This window comes from Amycolatopsis sp. MtRt-6 (assembly GCF_017308975.1).
GTDB lineage: Bacteria > Actinomycetota > Actinomycetes > Mycobacteriales > Pseudonocardiaceae > Amycolatopsis.
In genome coordinates, this window is record NZ_JADWPD010000008.1 from 94750 (window position 1) to 112059 (window position 17310).

Sequence of the window (17310 nt, forward strand, 5' to 3'; positions counted from 1 at the left end):
CGCGCTCACGCCCAGCCGAGGGTCAGCTGCGCCTGGACCGCCGCCGTCGCCCAGGTCACGTAGTCCTCGTGCGGCCAGCCGCACACCTGCGTCAGGTGGTCGTACGCCTCGTGTGACATGACCAGACCCACCGCGTCGGCCAGGCGGCCGATCTCCCCGCCCTCCGGGGCCAGGCCCGCCGCCGACAGCCGGCCGGCTATCTCCGTCCTGCGCGCCACCGCCTGTGCGGCGCGGACCGCCGCCACCGCCGGGTCGGCCGCCGCCGCCGTGGTGAACGCGCGCCAGATCGGCAGTGATCCGCGTAGGCCCGCCGCGACCCGCGACACCACCGCCGGCAGGTCGTCCAGGCCGGCCGAGCCCACCACCGCATCCAGGTTCACCGCGTCCGGGTCGCCCGCGAAGCCGTCGCGGAACGCGGCGATCAGCAGCTCCGGCTTGCGGCCCGTCTGCGTCACCGTCTCCAGGCTCACCCCCGCCGCCGCGGCGATCTGCCGCATGCTCGTGCCCGCGTAGCCCCGCGAAGCGAACAGCTTGCCCGCCGTCGCCACCACGTGCGCGCGGGTGCGCCGGGCGCGGGCCTCGCGCACCGGCGACTCGTATCGGCGCCTCGGTCCTTCGGGTATCGTCATCAATTGGATGGTACAGCGTATCGATCAAAGGGGCAGCCATGACTCGGGTACTCGTCGGCGTGCAGCCCGCCCGCGGCCACGTCGGGCCGACCAAGCCGATCGTCGCCGCGCTGCTCGCCGCCGGTCACGACGTCGCCGTCGTCACCGGCGCCCGCTACCGGCAGGCGTTCGAAGAGCTGGGGGCCACCGTCACCGTCCTGCCCGAAGAGGCCGACTTCGACGAGACCGACCTGGACGGCACGATCCCCGGCCGCGCCGGGTTGCGCGGGCTGAAGCTCGCCCGGTTCGAGCTGACCCACTTCGTCCGCGCGATGCCCGCCCAGCTGAGCGTGCTCGACGGGCAGGACGCCGATGTCATGCTGTGCGATCCGCTGATGATGGCCGGGCTGGCCCTGTCCCGGCGCGAACGACGGCCGAGGCTGCTCGTCCTCGGCTTCCTGCCGTTCATGCCGCCCGTCCCGACCGGCCCGCCCGGGCACCCGGTCCGCGGCGCGATCCTCCGGGCGCTCGCACCGTGGGTGACCGGACCTGCGCAGAAGCTGGCGAAAGACCTGCTCGGCGGCGATCCCGGCCTGCTGTTCACGGACTGGCCGCTGCGCGGCGACGGTGTCCTCCAGATGACCTGCCCCGGCTTCGAGTACCCGCGCGAAGGAGCGCCGCTGCACTTCATCGGGCCGACGACGGTCAGCGCGGCGAGCGAGCACCCGCTGCCGCCGTGGTGGGCCGACCTGGACGGCGGCCGCCCGGTGGTGCACGTGACCCAGGGAACGATCGCGAACGACGACCTCGGCCGCCTCGTCGAGCCGGCGATCGACGCCCTGGCCGGCGAGGACGTCCTGGTCGTCGCGACGACGTGCGGCGGGCGGCTGCGGCCCGGTCCGCTGCCGGACAACGTCCGGGTCGCGGACTTCCTGCCCTACGACGAGCTGCTCCCCCGCTGCGCCGCCATGGTCAGCAACGGCGGGTACGGCGGCGTCAACCACGCCCTCCGCTACGGCGTGCCGCTGGTCGTCGTCGGGGCCAGCGAGGACAAGCGCGAAGTGGCGGCCCGGGTCACCTGGTCGGGAGCCGGGATCGGCCACGCCCGCGCGTCGGCCGCGCCGCGGACGCTGCGGCGGGCCGTCCGCGCGGTCCTGGACGAGCCGCGCTACCGCAGGCGCGCGCGGGAGCTGGCCGCGGAAATGGCCGCCGGACCGTCGATGGACGAAGTGGTGAAGCTGATCACCGAGCCTCCCGCGGCTTGTCGTGAGTGGTAATTAGGGTTCTAACCCGAATTACCACTCACGAGCCGTGGGCCGCCAGGTAGCTCGCGAACCGCTCGTCGACCTCCTCGGGCGTCAACCCGAAGTCCGCCAGGCTGTAGCGGTGCACCGGTTTCCGGTCGCCCGTGCGGCTCGCCTGGTGCACCGCCGTCATGGCCGCCCGCGCTGCCGGCGTGAACTCCAGTCCGAAGTGGTCGTACACAGTGGACACCGTGCCGATCGGGTCGGCGACGAAGTCCTCGTACCGGACGTCGCAGAACTGCGCCGGGTTGTGCCGCGCCCGGGCCCAGCCGAACTCGTCCGCGCCGCGTGCCCACAGGTCGAGCTGCCCCTGCCCGATCACCTCGCCGCGGAACTTCGCCGACCAGCCGTCCGCGGCCTTCTCGGCGAGGCTGCACATCGACGCCATGATCGTGCTCGGCGCCCGGTGCGTCTGGATCACCAGCGCGTCCGGGTAGTTCGCCATCAGCGCGTCCAGCGCGAACAGGTGACTCGGGTTCTTGAGCACCCAGCGCTTGCCCGCGTCCGGCAGCCCGATCAGCTGCAGGTTGCGCTTGTGCCGGGCGTAGGCGTCCGTCCAGTCCTGCTTGGCCAGCCAGCGCGAGTAGCGCGGCAGGTGCGCGAGGCACTCGAAGGACACCGACCGCATCGACTGGCGCAGCAGCTGCCAGCACTCCTCCACCTGGTCGGCGGACATGTGGTGCACGCCCATGAACTCCGGGTGCTCGACGTGGTGGCGTTCGTAGCCGGCCTGGATGCCCCGGAAGATCGGGTTGTCCGCCCACGACGCCCGCGGCGGCCGCGGCTGCGGGACCTCGGCGAGCCACACCTCGAGACCCTGGTGCGCGGGGTCCTCGGCGAGCAGCCGGTGCAGGGCCGTCGTGCCGGTGCGGGGCAGGCCGGTGACGAAGATCGGCCGCTCGATGCGGACGTCGGCGTACGCCGGGTTCTGCTTCCACGACGCTTCGCTGAGCAGCCGCGCCACCAGAGCGCCGCGCAGGAACGCCCGGTGCACCTTGTTGCCGTACGGCGTCAGTTCCGCTTCGGCCTCGTAGGACTCCAGCAGCACGCGCAGGCCTTCGACGTACTCGTCGGTGCCGAAGTCGTCGAGCCCGGTGAGCTTCGACGCCGAGGCGCGCAGGTCCTCGACGGTGCCCACGTCTTCCCGGCCGGGGAGCATGGCGTCCTCCTCAGTGGTGGTACTCGCCGCTGTTGACGTCGAGGCATTGCCCGGTGATCGCGCGTGCCATCGGCGAGGCGAGGAACACGACCGCGTCGGCGATCTCGTCGGGCTCGGGCAGCTTGCGCAGGTCTATTGTGGACGCTGTTTCGGCGTAGACGTCCTCCGGCGTGATGCCTCGTTCCTTGGCCAGGTAGGCGAAGTACCACTGGAGGTTCGGGCCCCAGATGTACCCGGGCGCCACGGTGTTGACGCGCACGCCGTCCGGACCCAGCTCGCTGGCCAGGCTCTGGGAGAGCGACAGCAGCGCCGACTTCGCCATCTTGTAGGCGCCGAACGTGCGCCGCGAGTGCCGCAGCACCGCCGAGTTGATCATCACCAGCGAGCCCTTGCTCTCCTTGAGCGCGGGCAGGAACAGCCGGGTCAGCCGGAGCACGGAGATCGCCGCCGTCTCGAAGCCCGCGCGGACGGCGTCGAGGTCCACAGTGGCCAGGTCGGTCAGCGGCGGGACGGCGAAGGCGTTGTGCACCACCGTGTCCACCCGGCCGAACGCCTCGACCGCCTCGTTCACCAGGTTGGCGGCGGAGTCCGCGTCGTCGATGTCGGTGCGGACCGCGACCGCCCGGCGGCCGAGGTCGGTCACCTCCTTCGCGACTTCGCTCAGCCGAGACTCCGTGCGCGCGGCGAGCACGACGTCCGCGCCGGCCCGCGCGCTGCGCACGGCGATCGACCGGCCAAGCCCGGGCCCGATGCCCGAGACGACGACCACCTTGCCCTGCAACACGTTCTCCACGCTCACCCCAGCATCCGGGCGGCGACGGCGTCCTGCCGGGCCGCGATCCGCGCCGCCCACTGCTCCGGCGTCACCCGCGCATCCGCGTAATGGGGCAGCCGATCGGGCAGCTCGTCGGCCTTGACCACCTCGACGACCGGGCCGTCGTCCGGACCGAGGTCGCGGGCCAGCCGCTGCCAGCGGATCTGCAGGTACCCGCGGTCGTGGCCGGTGAGCTCCAGCCAGTTCGCCAGGCCGGGGTCACGTTCGGCGAGCACGAACCGGATCTTGCCGTCCGGGTCGACGCGGGCCTGGTCGGCGGTGAGGCTCGTCTGGTGGTTGATGTAGTCGAGCGAGACGTACCAGCGGCTGCCGAGCTGGATGCCCTGGTACGGCGCGTCCGCGCAGCGCGGCACGGTGACGATCATCGCTTCCTCGGGGCCGAGCTCGTAGTGCCCGGCCGAGGAGAACTGCGTGGTGAGCCCGCCCGGCGTCGAGCGCGGCTCGGTCAGCGTGTTCACCGGCAGGTTGTCGTAGAACCACTTCGGGAAGGCCAGGAACGTCTTGAGCCGGCTCAGCAGGATCTTGCCGGTGACGCCGTAGCGCTTGGCCAGCGCGGACCGGTCCGGCACCGGCGGCGCCTGGCCCGCGGTGTCGACGCACCGGATGCGGATCTCGCCGCGCCGCTCGGTCGCCCAGTCGCTGTAGACCTCGCGGACCACGAGCATCGACGCGCCTTCGCCGAGGACGAAGTAGTTCGGGCCCGGGTTCTCGCGGGCCGGGCCGAAGCGCAGCTCGAACCGGCCGTCCGGGCCGATCTCGATGGCCCGGTCGTCGAACGCGGCGAGGCTGCCGGGCACCTCGACCGGCGAGTAGTCGCCGTTGAGGACCTGGAAGCTGAGGTCGGCGGTCGTGCCGCGGACGCCGGTGACCAGGTACTCGCGGTCGGCGCGGATGTTCGCGTTGAAGTACAGCGTGTCCGGGTTGTCCAGGCCCATCTTCGTGTAGGGCCCGGTCGACGCGGTGAAGTACGGGAAGTCGCGCTGGTAGGCCCAGGCCATCTGCAGCGACGCCCGGATGCTGCCGGCGAGGTAGTCGTAGCCCTCGAGCAGGCCCTGCTCGGTCTGCGCCGGCGGGGCTTCGGCGATCAGCTTCTCGGCCTCGACGATGGCGTCGGCGAACGGCCGGGTCAACGAGAACTCGTTCTCGATCATGCCGGGACGGCCCAGCGGTTCGCGATCAGCTTGAAGCCCGGGATGCTGTCGAAGGTCGTCAGCGTCTCGTAGGTGCGGACGTACCCGATGTGCGAGATCCGCCAGACGCCGTCGCTCTCGCGGCGGTAGGTGTCTTCGTAGAACGCGGCCCCTTCGACGATCATCTTGTGCTCCGGCACGATGACCTTGTCGGTGAACGACCACCGCCCGGTCGCGGTGTCGCCGTCGACGTCGATCTCCGGCTGAGCCGCGTGGTGCACAGTGATGATGCCGTTTCCGAGGCTCTGGGTAAGGAACTCGACGATGGCGTCGCGGCCCTCGAACTGCTTGCCCTCACTCCCGGTCGCGCGGGTCCCGTAGTCGGCCGTGGCGTCGACGGTGAAGGTGTCGGCCACCTCGTCCCACAGCTTCAGGTCCACCCCGCGCAGGTACCGGTACTTCAGCCGCTTGATCTCTTCGAGTACGACCAGGTCCATGTCACCAGCGTCCCGCACCGCTTGACCAAAGACAAGAACATGTTCTACTTTTTTCCCGTGTCCGTGACCTCGTACGAGCTCTCGCACCTGGCCGCGCTCGAAGCGGAGGCCGTGCACGTCTTCCGCGAAGTCGCGGCGACCTTCGAGCGCCCGGTCCTGCTCTTCTCCGGCGGCAAGGACTCGGTGGTGATGCTGCACGCCGCCGCGAAGGCGTTCTGGCCCGCGCCCCTGCCCTTCCCCGTGCTGCACGTCGACACCGGCCACAACTTCGACGAGGTCATCCGCTTCCGCGACGAAACCGTCGCCGCTCTCGGCCTCCGCCTGGAGGTGGCGAGCGTGCAGGACGACATCGACGCCGGCCGGGTCGTCGAGGAGACCGGGCCACGGGCCAGCCGCAACCGGCTGCAGACCGTGACGCTGCTGCGGGCCATCCGCGAGGGCGGCTTCGACGCCGTGTTCGGCGGCGCCCGCCGTGACGAGGAGAAGGCCCGCGCGAAGGAACGCGTGTTCAGCTTCCGCGACGAGCACGGCCAGTGGGACCCGCGGGCGCAGCGCCCGGAGCTGTGGAACCTCTACAACGGCCGGCACCGCCGCGGCGAGCACATCCGCGTCTTCCCGCTGTCGAACTGGACCGAGCTGGACATCTGGCAGTACATCCGCGACGAGCGGATCGCGCTGCCGCCGCTGTACTACGCGCACCGGCGCCCGGTGGTCCAGCGCGACGGCATGCTGCTGGCGGCCACCCGCTTCCTGTCCCTTGTGGACGGTGAGTCGCCGTACGAGGCGACCGTGCGCTTCCGGACCGTCGGCGACGCCACCTGCACCGGTTGCGTCGAGTCGTCGGCGACGACGCCGGCCGAAGTGGTCGCCGAGGTGGCCGCCACCCGCGTCACCGAACGCGGTGCGACGCGCGCCGACGACCGGATTTCCGAAGCCGGCATGGAAGACCGCAAGCGAGAGGGCTACTTCTGATGCAGCTGCTGCGGATCGCCACCGCCGGAAGCGTCGACGACGGCAAGTCGACGTTGATCGGCCGGCTGCTGTTCGACTCGAAGGCGATCTTCACCGACCAGCTCGCCGCCGTCGAGCGCGCCAGCCGCGACCGCGGCGAGGACTACCCGGACCTCGCACTGCTCACCGACGGGCTGCGGGCCGAGCGCGAGCAGGGCATCACGATCGACGTCGCCCACCGCTACTTCGCCACGCCGCGGCGCAAGTTCATCATCGCCGACACGCCGGGTCACCTGCAGTACACGCGGAACATGGTGACCGGCGCGTCGACCGCCGACCTGGCGCTGATCCTCGTCGACGCGCGCAAGGGCGTGCTGGAACAGTCGCGGCGGCACGCGTTCCTCGCGTCGCTGCTCGGGATCGGGCACCTCGTGGTGTGCGTGAACAAGATGGACCTCGTCGGCTGGTCGCGGGAGCGGTTCGACGAGATCCGCGAGGACTTCCGCCGGTTCGCGATGAAACTCGACGTCGCCGACCTGACGTTCGTGCCGGTTTCGGCGCTGCACGGCGACAACGTCGTCCACCGCAGCGCGAGCATGCCGTGGTACGAGGGCACTTCGCTGCTGCACCAGCTGGAAGAGGTGCACGTCGCCTCCGACCGCAACCTGATCGACGCGCGGTTCCCGGTGCAGTACGTCATCCGGAAGTCCGACTTCCGCGGCTACGCGGGCACCATCGCCGGCGGGGTGTTCAAGCCGGGCGACGAGGTCGTGGCGCTGCCGTCGGGGTTCACGTCGAAGGTGCGTGCGGTCTGGGGACCGGGCGGGCAGCCGCTGGAAGAGGCGTTCACCGGCCAGGCGGTGGCCGTGGAGCTGGCCGACGACCTCGACCTCGGCCGCGGGACCATGCTCTGCCGGCCTGGCAACCGCGCGGAGTCGGCCCGCGAGGTCGACGCCCTGGTCTGCTGGTTCTCCGAGCATTCCTCGCTGGCCCCGGGTGCTTCGTACGTCGTACGGCACACGACCACCGAAACGCGGGGCACGGTCGAGCGGCTGGAGTACCGCCTCGACGTCACCACGCTGCACCGCGACGAGACGGCGGAAGCGCTGTCGTTGAACGACATCGGCCGCGTCCGGCTGCGCACGCGTGCGCCGCTGCTGTTCGACCCGTACCGCCGCAACCGGGCCACCGGCGGCTTCCTGCTGGTCGACGAGCACACCGGCGACACGGTCGCGGCGGGCATGATCACCGGCGCGGTCGCCTCCCCGGTCGTCTGGCACACTGCGGCGGTGCGGCGTGAAGACCGCCCCACCCGCGGTGCGACGGTGTGGCTGACCGGGCTTTCGGCGTCGGGCAAGTCGTCGGTGGCGGTCGAGCTGGAACGCCGGCTGGTCGCGGCGGGCCGCCCGGCGTACCTGCTCGACGGCGACAACCTGCGGCACGGGCTCAACGCCGGCTTGGGGTTCAGCCCCGAGGACCGGGCGGAGAACGTCCGGCGCGTGGCGGAGGTGGCGCGCCTGTTCGCGGACGCGGGCGTGGTGGCGATCGCGTCGCTGATCAGCCCCTACGAAACCGATCGCGCCCGGGCGCGGGCGATCCACGACGGGCTGCCGTTCGTGGAGGTGTTCGTCGACACGCCCCTGGAGGTGTGCGAGGCCCGCGACCCGAAGGGCATGTACGCGAAGGCACGCGCCGGGGAGATCACCGGCTTCACCGGCATCGACGCCCCCTACGAGCGCCCGTCGTCGCCCGACCTGGTGCTGCGCCCGGGCGACGGCGACCCGGCGGCCATGGCGGCGGCGATCCAGGCCCTGCTCGACGACCTCGGCTGAATTCGGTTGCGCACGCACCCTAGGGTGGGCCTCATGACGACGGTCAGGCAGGTCCAGGTCACCTTCGACTGCGCGGATCCCGGGCGGGTCGCCCGGTTCTGGTGCGAGGTGCTCGGTTACGAGCTCCACAGCAGCGGAGTCGCCTGCAGCGACCCCACCGGGGTGGGCCCGCGGCTGTACTTCCAGCAGGTGCCCGAAGGCAAGGTCGTCAAGAACCGGGTGCACCTCGACGTCCGGGTCGGCACGGGGCTCGTCGGCGAAGAGCGGCTGGCCGCCCTCGAGGCCGAGTGCGCGCGGCTGGAGAAGCTCGGCGCGGTCCGCGGGCAGCTCCTGCTCGCCGACGAGGAAAACGAATCGTGCCAGAACATGCAGGACATCGAGGGCAACGAGTTCTGCCTCGATTGAGCCCTGCCCGGCCTGTTACATCGGAAGCACGTGCGTCACAGACCGATTTGTGGTCTGATATCCCCCGCTACTCCGTATGGCCCAGAGGGGGATCCGTGAAAAGCGTGGTTTGGTGGTCCGTCGGCCTGCTGTTCGGGCTGGGGTTGATGGCGCTCGGCCTGTTCGGCTCCGGCGGGTCCGGCAAGGTGCTGTGCGGCGGCGAGGAGATGCGGCCGGGGCAGACCTGCGAAGAGACCCGGTACGGCCAGACATCCAGCGAGACCTACGAGGAAAAACGGCAGGAAGCGATCGACGACGCGGCCACCTTCAAGGGCGGCGGCCGGTGGGTCACGTTCGGGATCGGCACCGTGATCGCGGGTGCGTGCGGCTGGCGGCTGATCGTCGCGATCCGGCGCAGGGCCGGCCAGGGGTCCGGCCCGGTCGCCCAGACCGCGCCCGGGCAGCAGCCCGGCTTTGTGCCGCCGCCGGGATACCCGGCGCAGGGATACCCGGCGCAGGGACTTCCGGCGCACCAGAACTTCCCGCAGCAGCCGGGGTTCCAGCAGCCGGGGTTCCAGCAGCAGCCGGGGTTCCCTCCGCCGCAGGGGTTTCAGCAGCCTCCGCCGCCGGGATACGGGCCGCGTCAGCAGTAGCGACGCCCGTCGGCTTCGAGCGCGAAGAACAGGAAGCTCGGGAAGGTGTCGAGGATTTCGAAGTCGCCGGGGAACAGCTCCCGGGCGGCCGGCACCGGGTGGGGTTCGCTGATGACGGCGATCCGGAAGCCGGCCGCGGTGAAGGCGTCGGTCATCGCGTGCAGCGGCTTGTTCCAGAACGTCATGCGTGCTTTTTCGCCGTGGAGCTCGAACTCGTCGGTCCAGGTGTAGGGCTCGAAGTAGTCGGGCCGGGGCCCCTCGTGGCGGTGCGTGAGGTTGACCATCATCGGGTGGTTGACCGAGGCGATGAGCCGGCCGCCGGGCTTCAGCACGCGCTTGAACTCGGCGAGGGGTGAAGCCCAGTCGCGCAGGTAGTGGAGCACGAGGGACGCGATGACGTCGTCGAACTCGGCGTCGGCGAAGGGCAGCGGCTCGGCCAGGTCGGCGACCCGCAGGTCCGCGTCCGCACCGAGCAGCGTTCTCGCGTGCGCCAGCATGCCGGCGCTCTGGTCGATCCCGGTGACGACGGCGCCTCGCTCCCGCAGCGCCGCGAACAGCGGGCCCGAGCCGCAGCCGGCGTCGAGAATCCGCCGTCCGGCCACGTCACCGGCGAGGGCCAGGGTCGCCGGCCGCTCGTAGTAGGCGTTCATCAGGCTGGATTCGTTCTCGGCCGTGTAAGCCCCGGCGAAGTCGTCGTACGCGGCAGTCATGCGGCCCATGCTGCCCGAATCAGGGCGACGGTGCCACGAAGCCCGAGTCGTACGCGCGGATCACCGCCTGGGTGCGGTCCCGCGCGCCGAGTTTCGCGAGCACGTTGCCCACGTGGGTCTTCACCGTCTGGACACCCACGTAGAGCTCGCCCGCGATCTCCACATTGGACAGTCCACCGGCCATCAGCCGCAGCACTTCCCGCTCGCGCTCGGTGAGCCCGGCGCCGGCCAGGCCGTCACCGGCCGGGGCGGGGGCGTGCCGGGCGGCCAGCCGGCGGATGGCCGCCGGGAACAGCAGGGATTCACCGGCGACGACGGTCCGGACGGCGGCGACGATCTCCTCCGGCCGGGCCCGCTTGAGCAGGAAGCCGCTGGCGCCGGCGACGAGCGCGTCGTAGACGTAGTCGTCGTTCTCGAAGGTGGTCACCACGATCACCTTCGGCGGCTCGTCCACAGTGGACATCAGGTGGGCGGTGGCCCGGATCCCGTCCACGGCGGGCATCCGCACGTCCATCAGCACGACATCGGGCCGCAGCCGGGCGACCAGGCCGGGCACCTCGGCACCGTCGGCGGCCTCGCCGACCACGGTGAGGCCGGCTTCGCTGTCGACGATCGCCCGGAGCCCGGCCCGGATCAGCGGCTCGTCGTCGACCAGCAGCACACCCACGCTCATCACTCTCTCCCCCTCTCCGTCCCGCTCCCCCATCGCCGCTCCACCGGCAACTCGCCGCCGCCACTCACCGCCCGCTCCCCCACGGCACCCGCACCTTGACCACCCACCGCTCGTCCTCCGGCCCGGCCGACAGCTCGCCGCCGAGCACCGCCACTCGCTCGGCCATCCCCCGCAGGCCACGGCCGCCGCCAGTGCGGCGCGGGCCGCTGCCCAGCGGGTTGGCGACCCGCGCGCGCAGGTCGTGTGCCGCCACCTCGACGACCACCGTCACCGGGACCCTACCGGCGTGGCGCACCGCGTTGGTCAGGCATTCCTGCAGGATCCGGTACACCTCGCGGGACACCACCGGCGGCACGGCGGCCAGGTCTCCGCCCAGGTCGGCGGTGACTTCGGTACCCGCGAGCCGGGTCGTTTCGACGAGCGCCGGCAGCGCGGTCAGCGTCGGCTGCGGTGTCCGGCCGGCCGTCTCCTCGCGCAGCAACCCCAGGACGTGGTCGAGGTCGTCGAGCGCGGTGCGGGCCGACTCCTCGATCGCGCCGAGGGCACGCTCGGTGAAATCCGGGTCGGTGCGCAGCGTCCGCCGGGCCGCGCCCGCCTGGACGGTGACGACGCTCAGCGCGTGCCCGACCGAGTCGTGCAGCTCCCTGGCCAGCCGGTTGCGTTCGGCGAGCTGCTCGGTCCGCCGTTCGAGCCGGGCGATCCGGTCGGCGGCGGTCGTCCCGAGCAGTGCGATCGCGGCCCGGCGCAGCAGCCCGCCGACCACGCAGACGGCGTAGACCAGCACGACCAGGCCGATCAGGAAGACGACCGGCAGCCACACCGACGCCCAGCCCGCCGGCACGGTGACGGCGTCGCCCTCGCCGGTCTGGACGAGCTGCCCGGTGAAGACGGCGCCGATCGACAGCCCGATCGCGACCGGGGCGGCAAGGCTGAAGAAGCTGACGACGAACCCGGCGCCGACGTGCAGCACGAACATCACCGCGGCGCGCCGGCGCCCGGCGCGGGTCTGGGGTTTCGCGGGCGCGTCCGGCACCGGGTCGTCGAGCAGCTCGCGGACCGCGGTGGACTCGAGGACGTGGACGGCGGGCAGGAACGCCGTCCCGGCCAGGACGGCCAGGGTGAGCAGACCGCCGACGAGGACGGCGCGGTCCAGCGTGGTGACGAACGGCAGCAGCGACGGCACGGCGACCGCGGAGAACAGCAGGTACGGCACGCTGATGGCGCCGCCGAGGACGAGGTAGACCCAGCGGCGGTAGGTCGCCTTGCTCGTCAGCGGCCGGAAGATGCGCACCGGCCGATCTTCGCAGCCGGACGCGGTGCGCGCCTCCCTCTTGCGGTGGAACGGCCCGGCGTCAGTGCGCCCGCGCCGCGCTTGACCAGCTTCACGTCCGTGACCGTCGCCGCCGAAGCCATTCAGAGAGCACTTGACCGCATTACGCGCGATCAGGTCAGAAGGTAACCACAGTGCGGCCACGGCCGAAAGTCGTTCCCTCGCGGGAGGGAGCCGCCTCCCGCCGTCGCGTGAGCCGCGCGCGGTGTCCGTCGTGATCTGCTCGGCGACGGCGAAAGGGAACCGATGGACATCTTGCTGGGCCTGCTGACCCTCCCCCTGTACGTGCTCGTGCTGTGGCCGCTCGTCGCCGCGGCCCGGCGCGTGCTCGGCGTCCGGATCGGGGCCGTGCGCGCCCTGTGCGCCGCCGCGTTCGGGTGGCTCGTCGCCGGCGGCATCGGGCAGGCGTTCCCCGTTTCGCTGCTGCACAACGGCGGCGCGGCTCTCGGCCTGCTGATCCCGTTGGCGGGCAGCGCTTTCCTCGCGACGCTGATCTTCCTGTTCGTCGCGGAGCTGGCGCTGCCGAACGGCTTCGGGTTCGGCCGGCTGCGGGGCCGGCTCTCCCGCACCCGCCGGTACGCGCAGATCAGCCGGATCGCGGTCAAGCACGGCCTCGGCCGCTACCTGACCGGCCGCCGGGAACCGGGCCGCACGCGCCACGCCAAGCTCGCGCGGTCGCTGCGCCAGGCACTCGAAGAGGGCGGCGTGACGTTCGTGAAGCTCGGCCAGCTGCTCTCCACCCGCGCGGCCCTGCTGCCCCCGGCGTTCGTCGACGAGCTCGGCCGGCTGCAGGACCGGGTCGCGCCCGCCCGCGCCGACGCCGTGTGGGCCGTGCTGGCCGCCGAGCTCGGGGGCTCGCCCGACGACGTCTTCGCCGAGTTCGACCCCGAACCCCTCGCGGCCGCGTCGGTCGCCCAGGTCTACCGCGCCAAGCTGCACAGCGGCGAAGACGTCGTGGTCAAGGTCCAGCGCCCCGGTGTGCGGGACCAGGCCGAGCGCGACATCGCCATCGTCCGGCGGGTCGCCGCGGCGCTGGAGGACCGCGCGGACTGGGCGCGGTCGCTCGGCGTCGCCGACCTGGCCGCCGGGTTCGCCGACGCGCTGGCCGAGGAGCTCGACTTCACCATCGAAGCCCGCAACATCACCGCCGTCGCCGCGACGGGCTCCCCGGACGTCGCGCTCCCGAGAGTCCACAAGGGACTCTCGACCGACCGCGTGCTGGTCATGTCCCGCCTCGACGGGAAGCCGCTCGCCACGGCGAAGGATTCCTTGCCGGCGGCCGAACGCGAGCGGCTGGCGCGCTCGCTCCTGCGCAGCCTGCTCGACCAGGTGATGACCGGCGGCGTCTTCCACGCCGACCCCCACCCGGGCAACCTCATGCTGCTCGGCGACGGCCGGCTCGGCCTGCTCGACTTCGGATCGGTCGGCCGCCTCGACGCCGGGCTGCGCGACGGCCTGCAGAACCTGCTGCTCGCCCTCGACCGCGGCGACCCGGCGGCCCTGCGCGACGGGCTCCTGGAAGTCGTCGACCGCACCGGCGAGATCGACGAACAGCGCCTCGAACGCGCACTCGGCGCCCTGGTCGCCCGGCACTTCGGCCCCGGCCGCACCCCGGACCTCGACCTGTTCACCGGCCTGTTCCGGGTCGTCGCGGACTTCCGGCTCAGCGTGCCACCGCCGGTGGCCGCGGTGTTCCGCGCGCTGGCCACCGTGGAGGGCACCCTGGCCGCGCTGGATCCCGGCTTCGACGTCGTCGCCGAATCACGCGCGTTCGCCGTCGAGCAGGTCGGCGCCGGGCTGCGGCCGGGCCCCCTCGGCCGCAGCGCGGCCGGCGAGCTGACGGCGCTGCTCCCGGTGCTGCGCCGCCTCCCCCGCCGCATCGACCGGATCGGCGCGGCGCTGGAGGAGGGCAGGCTGTCGGTGAACGTCCGGCTGTTCTCCGACGAGCGCGACCGCGACGTCGTCACCGGCCTGGTCCACGAAGCCCTGCTGGCCTTCGTCGGCGCGGCAACGGGGTTGATGGCGGTGTTCCTGCTGACCGGCTCGGGCGGGCCGCGCATCGCCGCGGACCTGACGCTGCACCAGGTGTTCGGCTACAACCTGCTGGTGATCAGTGCGCTGGTGGGACTGCGGCTGCTTTTCGTCGTCTTCCGGCGCTCCGGACGAGCGTCACGATCAGCCCGGTGAACCCGGCGACGAACAGCACGAAACCGCCGACGATCCACCACCGCAAGGTGGGCAGGATCGAGTCGGTGAACGGCGCACCCTGCAGGCCGGCGTCGGTGAACGCGGTCACCGCGGGCAGCGAGTCCGGGGTGATCACGGTGCCGGTCGCGACCACGAACCCGGTGACGCCGGACAGCTGCACGGGACTGCGGAACCGCGAGTCGTCGGAGTTGCCGCGGTTGTCGCCCTCGACGAAGACCGTGCCCTCGGGCACCTTGGCCGAGAACTCGAAAAGGCCTTCGTAGCCCGGGGTGATGTAGGGCTCGGTGATGGGTTTGCCGTTGACCGAGAGGTGCTCGTCGGTACAGCAGGCGACGGTGTCGCCGGCCACGCCGACCACCCGGACCACGCTGACACCGGGGTGCCCGTCGGTGGCATACGCCCCGCCCTCGATGACCACCACGTCCCCGCGGTGCACTTCGCCGCCGTTCGCCCGGCGCACCACGAGCCGCTCGTCCGGCTGCAACGTCGGGCTCATGTTCTCGCTCGTCTGCACGTACGCCTGGTACCCGACGGTCAGCCGGACGACCCCGTAGAGGCCGGCGCCGACACCGAGCACCATCAGGGCCACCATCACCAGCACCATGGGCCACGAGCGGCGGCGCGGGGACGATTCCGGCGGCGCGGGTGGGAACGACATTTCGGTCACGAAGATCTATCGCGCCCTCACGTGCGGCGTTACCCCGTGCGCGCGGGGCGTACCTGATCACCGCGGCGAGGATGCGGCCGAAGTGGACGTCCGGCCGGAGGGTGGCCACGAAGCCGTACACACCCAGCGCCACCACTCCGCCGCCACGGGCGCCGTATAGGTCGTTATACGCCAAACGGGCCACCCTGGAGGGTGACCCGTTCGACAAACCGAACTCAGACGGTGAAGCCGAGGGCGCGCAGCTGCTCGCGGCCGTCCTCGGTGATCTTCTCCGGGCCCCACGGCGGCATCCAGACCCAGTTGATCCGGAAGTCCTTGACCAGACCGCCGGACGTCAGCGCCGCCGACGTCTGGTCCTCGATGACGTCGGTCAGCGGGCAGGCCGCGGACGTCAGCGTCATGTCGATGGTCGCCGTGTTGTCGGGCTCGACGCGGATGTCGTAGACCAGGCCGAGGTCGACGACGTTGATGCCCAGCTCCGGGTCGACGACGTCGCGCATGGCCTCCTCGACGTCCTCGAGCTTGGCGAGGTCGAGGTCCTGTTTCGCGGTGGTCTCGGCGTCGAGGTCGGCGGCGGTACGCCCCTCACGAGTCGCGGTGTCTTCGGTCATGCCTTTTCAGCTCCACTGGTCGTCCGGGCGACGGCGTCCTTGAAAGCCATCCAGCCGAGGAGGGCGCACTTCACGCGGGCCGGGTACTTGGCGACGCCCGCGAAGGCGACCCCGTCCTCCAGCACGTCCTCGTCCGGCTCGACCTTTCCCTTGCCCTGCATCAGTTCCACGAAGGCGTCCATGGTGGTGAACGCCTCCTCAAGCGTGTGGCCGACGACGAGATCCGTCAAGACCGACGTCGAAGCCTGGCTGATCGAGCAGCCCTGGCCCTCGTAGGAGACGTCGGCGACCTTCCCGTCGTCGAGCTTGACCCGCAGCGTCACCTCGTCGCCGCAGGTCGGGTTGACCTGGAACGACTCGGCGTCGAACGGGTCGCGCAGGCCGCGCCCGTGCGGGTTCTTGTAGTGGTCCAGGATGATCTCCTGGTACATGCTCTCGAGGTTCACTGGGCCACCCCGAAGAACTTCTGCGCCTCGCGCACGCCCGCCACCAGGGCGTCCACCTCGGCCAGGTCGTTGTACAGGTAGAACGACGCGCGCACGGTCGCCTGCGCGTTGCAGGCCCGGTGCAGCGGCCACGCGCAGTGGTGGCCGACGCGGACGGCGATGCCGAGGCTGTCGAGCACCTGCCCGGCGTCGTGCGGGTGCACGCCGTCGATCACGAACGACACGGTCGCGCCGCGGTCCGTCAGGTCGGTCGGCCCGATGATCCGGACACCGGGGATCGCGCCGACGCCCTCGATGGCCGCCGCGGCGAGCTGGTGCTCGTGCGCCGCGATGCGGTCCATGCCGATGGCCGAGAGGTAGTCGACGGCCGCGCCGAGGCCGATGGCCTGCGACGTCATCGGGACGCCGGCCTCGAACCGCTGCGGCGGCGGCGCGAACGTCGAGCCCTCCATGCGGACCATCTCGATCATCGACCCGCCGGTCAGGAACGGCGGCATGGCTTCGAGGAGTTCCGTGCGGCCGTAGAGGACGCCGATGCCGGACGGGCCGAGCATCTTGTGCCCGGAGAACACCGCGAAGTCGACGCCGAGAGCGTGGAAGTCGACGGCGAAGTGCGGCACCGACTGGCAGGCGTCGAGCACGGTGAACGCGCCGACCGCGCGAGCCTTCTCGACCAGCACCGAGACCGGGTTGACCGTGCCCAACACGTTCGACTGGTGCGCGAACGCGACGACCTTGGTCTTCGGCGTGATCAATTCGTCCACATCGGACAGGTCCAGGCGCCCTTCGGGCGTCACCTTGAACCACTTCAGCGTCGCCCCGGTGCGCTGGCACAGCTGCTGCCACGGCACGAGGTTCGCGTGGTGCTCCATCTCGGTGACGACGATCTCGTCACCCGGCCCGACCACGAACCGCGCGGCTTCCGGGTCCGCGGTCGCGGCGTTGCCGAACGAGTAGGCGACCAGGTTGATGCCCTCGGTGGCGTTCTTGGTGAACACCAGCTCCTCGGGGTCGGCACCGACGAACTCGGCAATCTTCGCCCGCGCGGACTCATACGCGTCGGTCGCTTCTTCGGACAGCTGGTGCGCGCCGCGGTGGACAGCCGCGTTCGACGTCTCGACGTAGTGCCGTTCGGCGTCGAGCACGGCCGTCGGGCGTTGCGACGTCGCCCCGGAGTCCAGGTACACCAAGGGTTTCCCGTCGCGAACCGTGCGCGACAGGATGGGGAAGTCGGCCCTGAGGGCCGCCACGTCCAGTGGCAAAGAGCTGGCCGAGGTGGTGGTCATCGGGCCGACTCCTCTCATTCTCGGTG

Annotated in this window: 18 protein-coding genes; 6 read left to right on the forward strand and 12 right to left on the reverse strand. The window is 71.6% G+C overall.

Features of this window, described 5'->3' with window-relative positions:
- Window positions 1-5: 5 nt before the first annotated feature.
- A complete protein-coding gene (locus I4Q55_RS15945; RefSeq protein WP_206788613.1) occupies window positions 6-629 on the reverse strand; it encodes a TetR/AcrR family transcriptional regulator in 624 nt (207 codons plus the stop codon).
- Window positions 630-667: 38 nt separating this feature from the next.
- Between I4Q55_RS15945 and I4Q55_RS15950 the strand changes: the two genes are divergently transcribed.
- On the forward strand, window positions 668-1885 hold the full coding sequence (locus tag I4Q55_RS15950) for a glycosyltransferase (protein WP_206788614.1): 1218 nt from the start codon (window positions 668-670) through the stop codon (window positions 1883-1885).
- A gap of 25 nt (window positions 1886-1910) precedes the next feature.
- Here I4Q55_RS15950 and I4Q55_RS15955 read toward each other — a convergent pair whose 3' ends face one another.
- Genes I4Q55_RS15955 through I4Q55_RS15970 form a run of 4 tightly spaced genes read right to left on the reverse strand, consistent with a single transcriptional unit; the run spans window position 1911 to window position 5533 of the window.
- Window positions 1911-3071 (reverse strand): sulfotransferase, encoded by a 1161-nt coding sequence (locus I4Q55_RS15955; RefSeq protein WP_206788615.1) that lies wholly within the window; start codon window positions 3069-3071, stop codon window positions 1911-1913.
- Window positions 3072-3081: 10 nt separating this feature from the next.
- Window positions 3082-3870 (reverse strand): SDR family oxidoreductase, encoded by a 789-nt coding sequence (locus I4Q55_RS15960; RefSeq protein WP_206788616.1) that lies wholly within the window; start codon window positions 3868-3870, stop codon window positions 3082-3084.
- Window positions 3867-5057 (reverse strand): hypothetical protein, encoded by a 1191-nt coding sequence (locus I4Q55_RS15965; protein ID WP_206788617.1) that lies wholly within the window; start codon window positions 5055-5057, stop codon window positions 3867-3869. Before I4Q55_RS15965 ends, I4Q55_RS15960 begins: the two co-directional genes overlap by 4 nt.
- The gene (locus I4Q55_RS15970) at window positions 5054-5533 is read right to left on the reverse strand and encodes a nuclear transport factor 2 family protein (protein WP_206788619.1); all 480 of its coding nucleotides are present in this window, start codon (window positions 5531-5533) and stop codon (window positions 5054-5056) included. The genes I4Q55_RS15965 and I4Q55_RS15970 overlap by 4 nt, the downstream gene beginning before the upstream one ends.
- Window positions 5534-5572: 39 nt before the next feature.
- Here I4Q55_RS15970 and cysD point away from each other — a divergent pair, with 39 nt between their 5' ends.
- From cysD to I4Q55_RS15990, 4 genes are all read left to right on the forward strand, one after another.
- Window positions 5573-6505 (forward strand): sulfate adenylyltransferase subunit CysD, encoded by a 933-nt coding sequence (cysD, locus tag I4Q55_RS15975; protein ID WP_206788863.1) that lies wholly within the window; start codon window positions 5573-5575, stop codon window positions 6503-6505.
- The gene (gene cysC, locus I4Q55_RS15980; protein WP_206788621.1) at window positions 6505-8316 is read left to right on the forward strand and encodes an adenylyl-sulfate kinase; all 1812 of its coding nucleotides are present in this window, start codon (window positions 6505-6507) and stop codon (window positions 8314-8316) included. Before cysD ends, cysC begins: the two co-directional genes overlap by 1 nt.
- Window positions 8317-8349: 33 nt before the next feature.
- Window positions 8350-8721 carry a VOC family protein gene (locus I4Q55_RS15985; RefSeq protein ID WP_206788623.1) on the forward strand — a complete coding sequence of 124 codons (372 nt, stop codon included), beginning with the start codon at window positions 8350-8352 and terminating at the stop codon, window positions 8719-8721.
- Between the two features lie 95 nt (window positions 8722-8816).
- A complete protein-coding gene (locus tag I4Q55_RS15990; protein ID WP_206788885.1) occupies window positions 8817-9353 on the forward strand; it encodes a hypothetical protein in 537 nt (178 codons plus the stop codon).
- On the opposite strand, the gene I4Q55_RS15995 is transcribed toward I4Q55_RS15990, so the two are convergent.
- The 3 genes from I4Q55_RS15995 to I4Q55_RS16005 all read right to left on the reverse strand — a co-directional run bounded on the left by I4Q55_RS15995 (window position 9344) and on the right by I4Q55_RS16005 (window position 12027).
- Window positions 9344-10063 (reverse strand): class I SAM-dependent methyltransferase, encoded by a 720-nt coding sequence (locus I4Q55_RS15995; protein ID WP_206788625.1) that lies wholly within the window; start codon window positions 10061-10063, stop codon window positions 9344-9346. The two genes, I4Q55_RS15990 and I4Q55_RS15995, sit on opposite strands and share 10 nt — an antisense overlap.
- 19 nt (window positions 10064-10082) lie before the next feature.
- Window positions 10083-10736 (reverse strand): response regulator transcription factor, encoded by a 654-nt coding sequence (locus I4Q55_RS16000; RefSeq protein ID WP_206788627.1) that lies wholly within the window; start codon window positions 10734-10736, stop codon window positions 10083-10085.
- A gap of 64 nt (window positions 10737-10800) precedes the next feature.
- A complete protein-coding gene (locus tag I4Q55_RS16005) occupies window positions 10801-12027 on the reverse strand; it encodes a sensor histidine kinase (RefSeq protein WP_206788629.1) in 1227 nt (408 codons plus the stop codon).
- A 285-nt stretch (window positions 12028-12312) separates the two neighbouring features.
- Between I4Q55_RS16005 and I4Q55_RS16010 the strand changes: the two genes are divergently transcribed.
- Window positions 12313-14253 carry an AarF/ABC1/UbiB kinase family protein gene (locus I4Q55_RS16010; RefSeq protein ID WP_206788630.1) on the forward strand — a complete coding sequence of 647 codons (1941 nt, stop codon included), beginning with the start codon at window positions 12313-12315 and terminating at the stop codon, window positions 14251-14253.
- Here I4Q55_RS16010 and lepB read toward each other — a convergent pair.
- The 4 genes from lepB to I4Q55_RS16030 all read right to left on the reverse strand — a co-directional run bounded on the left by lepB (window position 14177) and on the right by I4Q55_RS16030 (window position 17284).
- Window positions 14177-14932: a signal peptidase I gene (lepB, locus tag I4Q55_RS16015; RefSeq protein WP_242546083.1), complete on the reverse strand. Its 756-nt coding sequence runs from the start codon at window positions 14930-14932 to the stop codon at window positions 14177-14179. The two genes, I4Q55_RS16010 and lepB, sit on opposite strands and share 77 nt — an antisense overlap.
- Before the next feature lie 224 nt (window positions 14933-15156).
- Window positions 15157-15552, reverse strand: coding sequence for a metal-sulfur cluster assembly factor (locus I4Q55_RS16020; RefSeq protein WP_206788631.1), 396 nt, complete (start codon window positions 15550-15552; stop codon window positions 15157-15159).
- Complete coding sequence (sufU, locus tag I4Q55_RS16025; protein WP_072477978.1) at window positions 15549-15998, reverse strand: Fe-S cluster assembly sulfur transfer protein SufU; 450 nt, start codon at window positions 15996-15998, stop codon at window positions 15549-15551. The genes I4Q55_RS16020 and sufU overlap by 4 nt, the downstream gene beginning before the upstream one ends.
- The gene (locus I4Q55_RS16030; RefSeq protein WP_206788632.1) at window positions 15995-17284 is read right to left on the reverse strand and encodes a cysteine desulfurase; all 1290 of its coding nucleotides are present in this window, start codon (window positions 17282-17284) and stop codon (window positions 15995-15997) included. The genes sufU and I4Q55_RS16030 overlap by 4 nt, the downstream gene beginning before the upstream one ends.
- Window positions 17285-17310 lie beyond the last annotated feature (26 nt).

What these genes read in the sequence shown, in the direction of transcription:
- I4Q55_RS15945 (WP_206788613.1), bottom strand. Translation starts at nt 629, where the DNA reads ATGACGATACCCGAAGGACCGAGGCGCCGATACGAGTCGCCGGTGCGC.
- I4Q55_RS15950 (WP_206788614.1), top strand. Translation starts at nt 668, where the DNA reads ATGACTCGGGTACTCGTCGGCGTGCAGCCCGCCCGCGGCCACGTCGGG.
- I4Q55_RS15955 (WP_206788615.1), bottom strand. Translation starts at nt 3,071, where the DNA reads ATGCTCCCCGGCCGGGAAGACGTGGGCACCGTCGAGGACCTGCGCGCC.
- I4Q55_RS15965 (WP_206788617.1), bottom strand. Translation starts at nt 5,057, where the DNA reads ATGATCGAGAACGAGTTCTCGTTGACCCGGCCGTTCGCCGACGCCATC.
- I4Q55_RS15970 (WP_206788619.1), bottom strand. Translation starts at nt 5,533, where the DNA reads ATGGACCTGGTCGTACTCGAAGAGATCAAGCGGCTGAAGTACCGGTAC.
- cysD (WP_206788863.1), top strand. Translation starts at nt 5,573, where the DNA reads ATGTTCTACTTTTTTCCCGTGTCCGTGACCTCGTACGAGCTCTCGCAC.
- cysC (WP_206788621.1), top strand. Translation starts at nt 6,505, where the DNA reads ATGCAGCTGCTGCGGATCGCCACCGCCGGAAGCGTCGACGACGGCAAG.
- I4Q55_RS15985 (WP_206788623.1), top strand. Translation starts at nt 8,350, where the DNA reads ATGACGACGGTCAGGCAGGTCCAGGTCACCTTCGACTGCGCGGATCCC.
- I4Q55_RS15995 (WP_206788625.1), bottom strand. Translation starts at nt 10,063, where the DNA reads ATGACTGCCGCGTACGACGACTTCGCCGGGGCTTACACGGCCGAGAAC.
- I4Q55_RS16000 (WP_206788627.1), bottom strand. Translation starts at nt 10,736, where the DNA reads ATGAGCGTGGGTGTGCTGCTGGTCGACGACGAGCCGCTGATCCGGGCC.
- I4Q55_RS16010 (WP_206788630.1), top strand. Translation starts at nt 12,313, where the DNA reads ATGGACATCTTGCTGGGCCTGCTGACCCTCCCCCTGTACGTGCTCGTG.
- lepB (WP_242546083.1), bottom strand. Translation starts at nt 14,932, where the DNA reads ATGTCGTTCCCACCCGCGCCGCCGGAATCGTCCCCGCGCCGCCGCTCG.
- I4Q55_RS16020 (WP_206788631.1), bottom strand. Translation starts at nt 15,552, where the DNA reads ATGACCGAAGACACCGCGACTCGTGAGGGGCGTACCGCCGCCGACCTC.
- I4Q55_RS16030 (WP_206788632.1), bottom strand. Translation starts at nt 17,284, where the DNA reads ATGACCACCACCTCGGCCAGCTCTTTGCCACTGGACGTGGCGGCCCTC.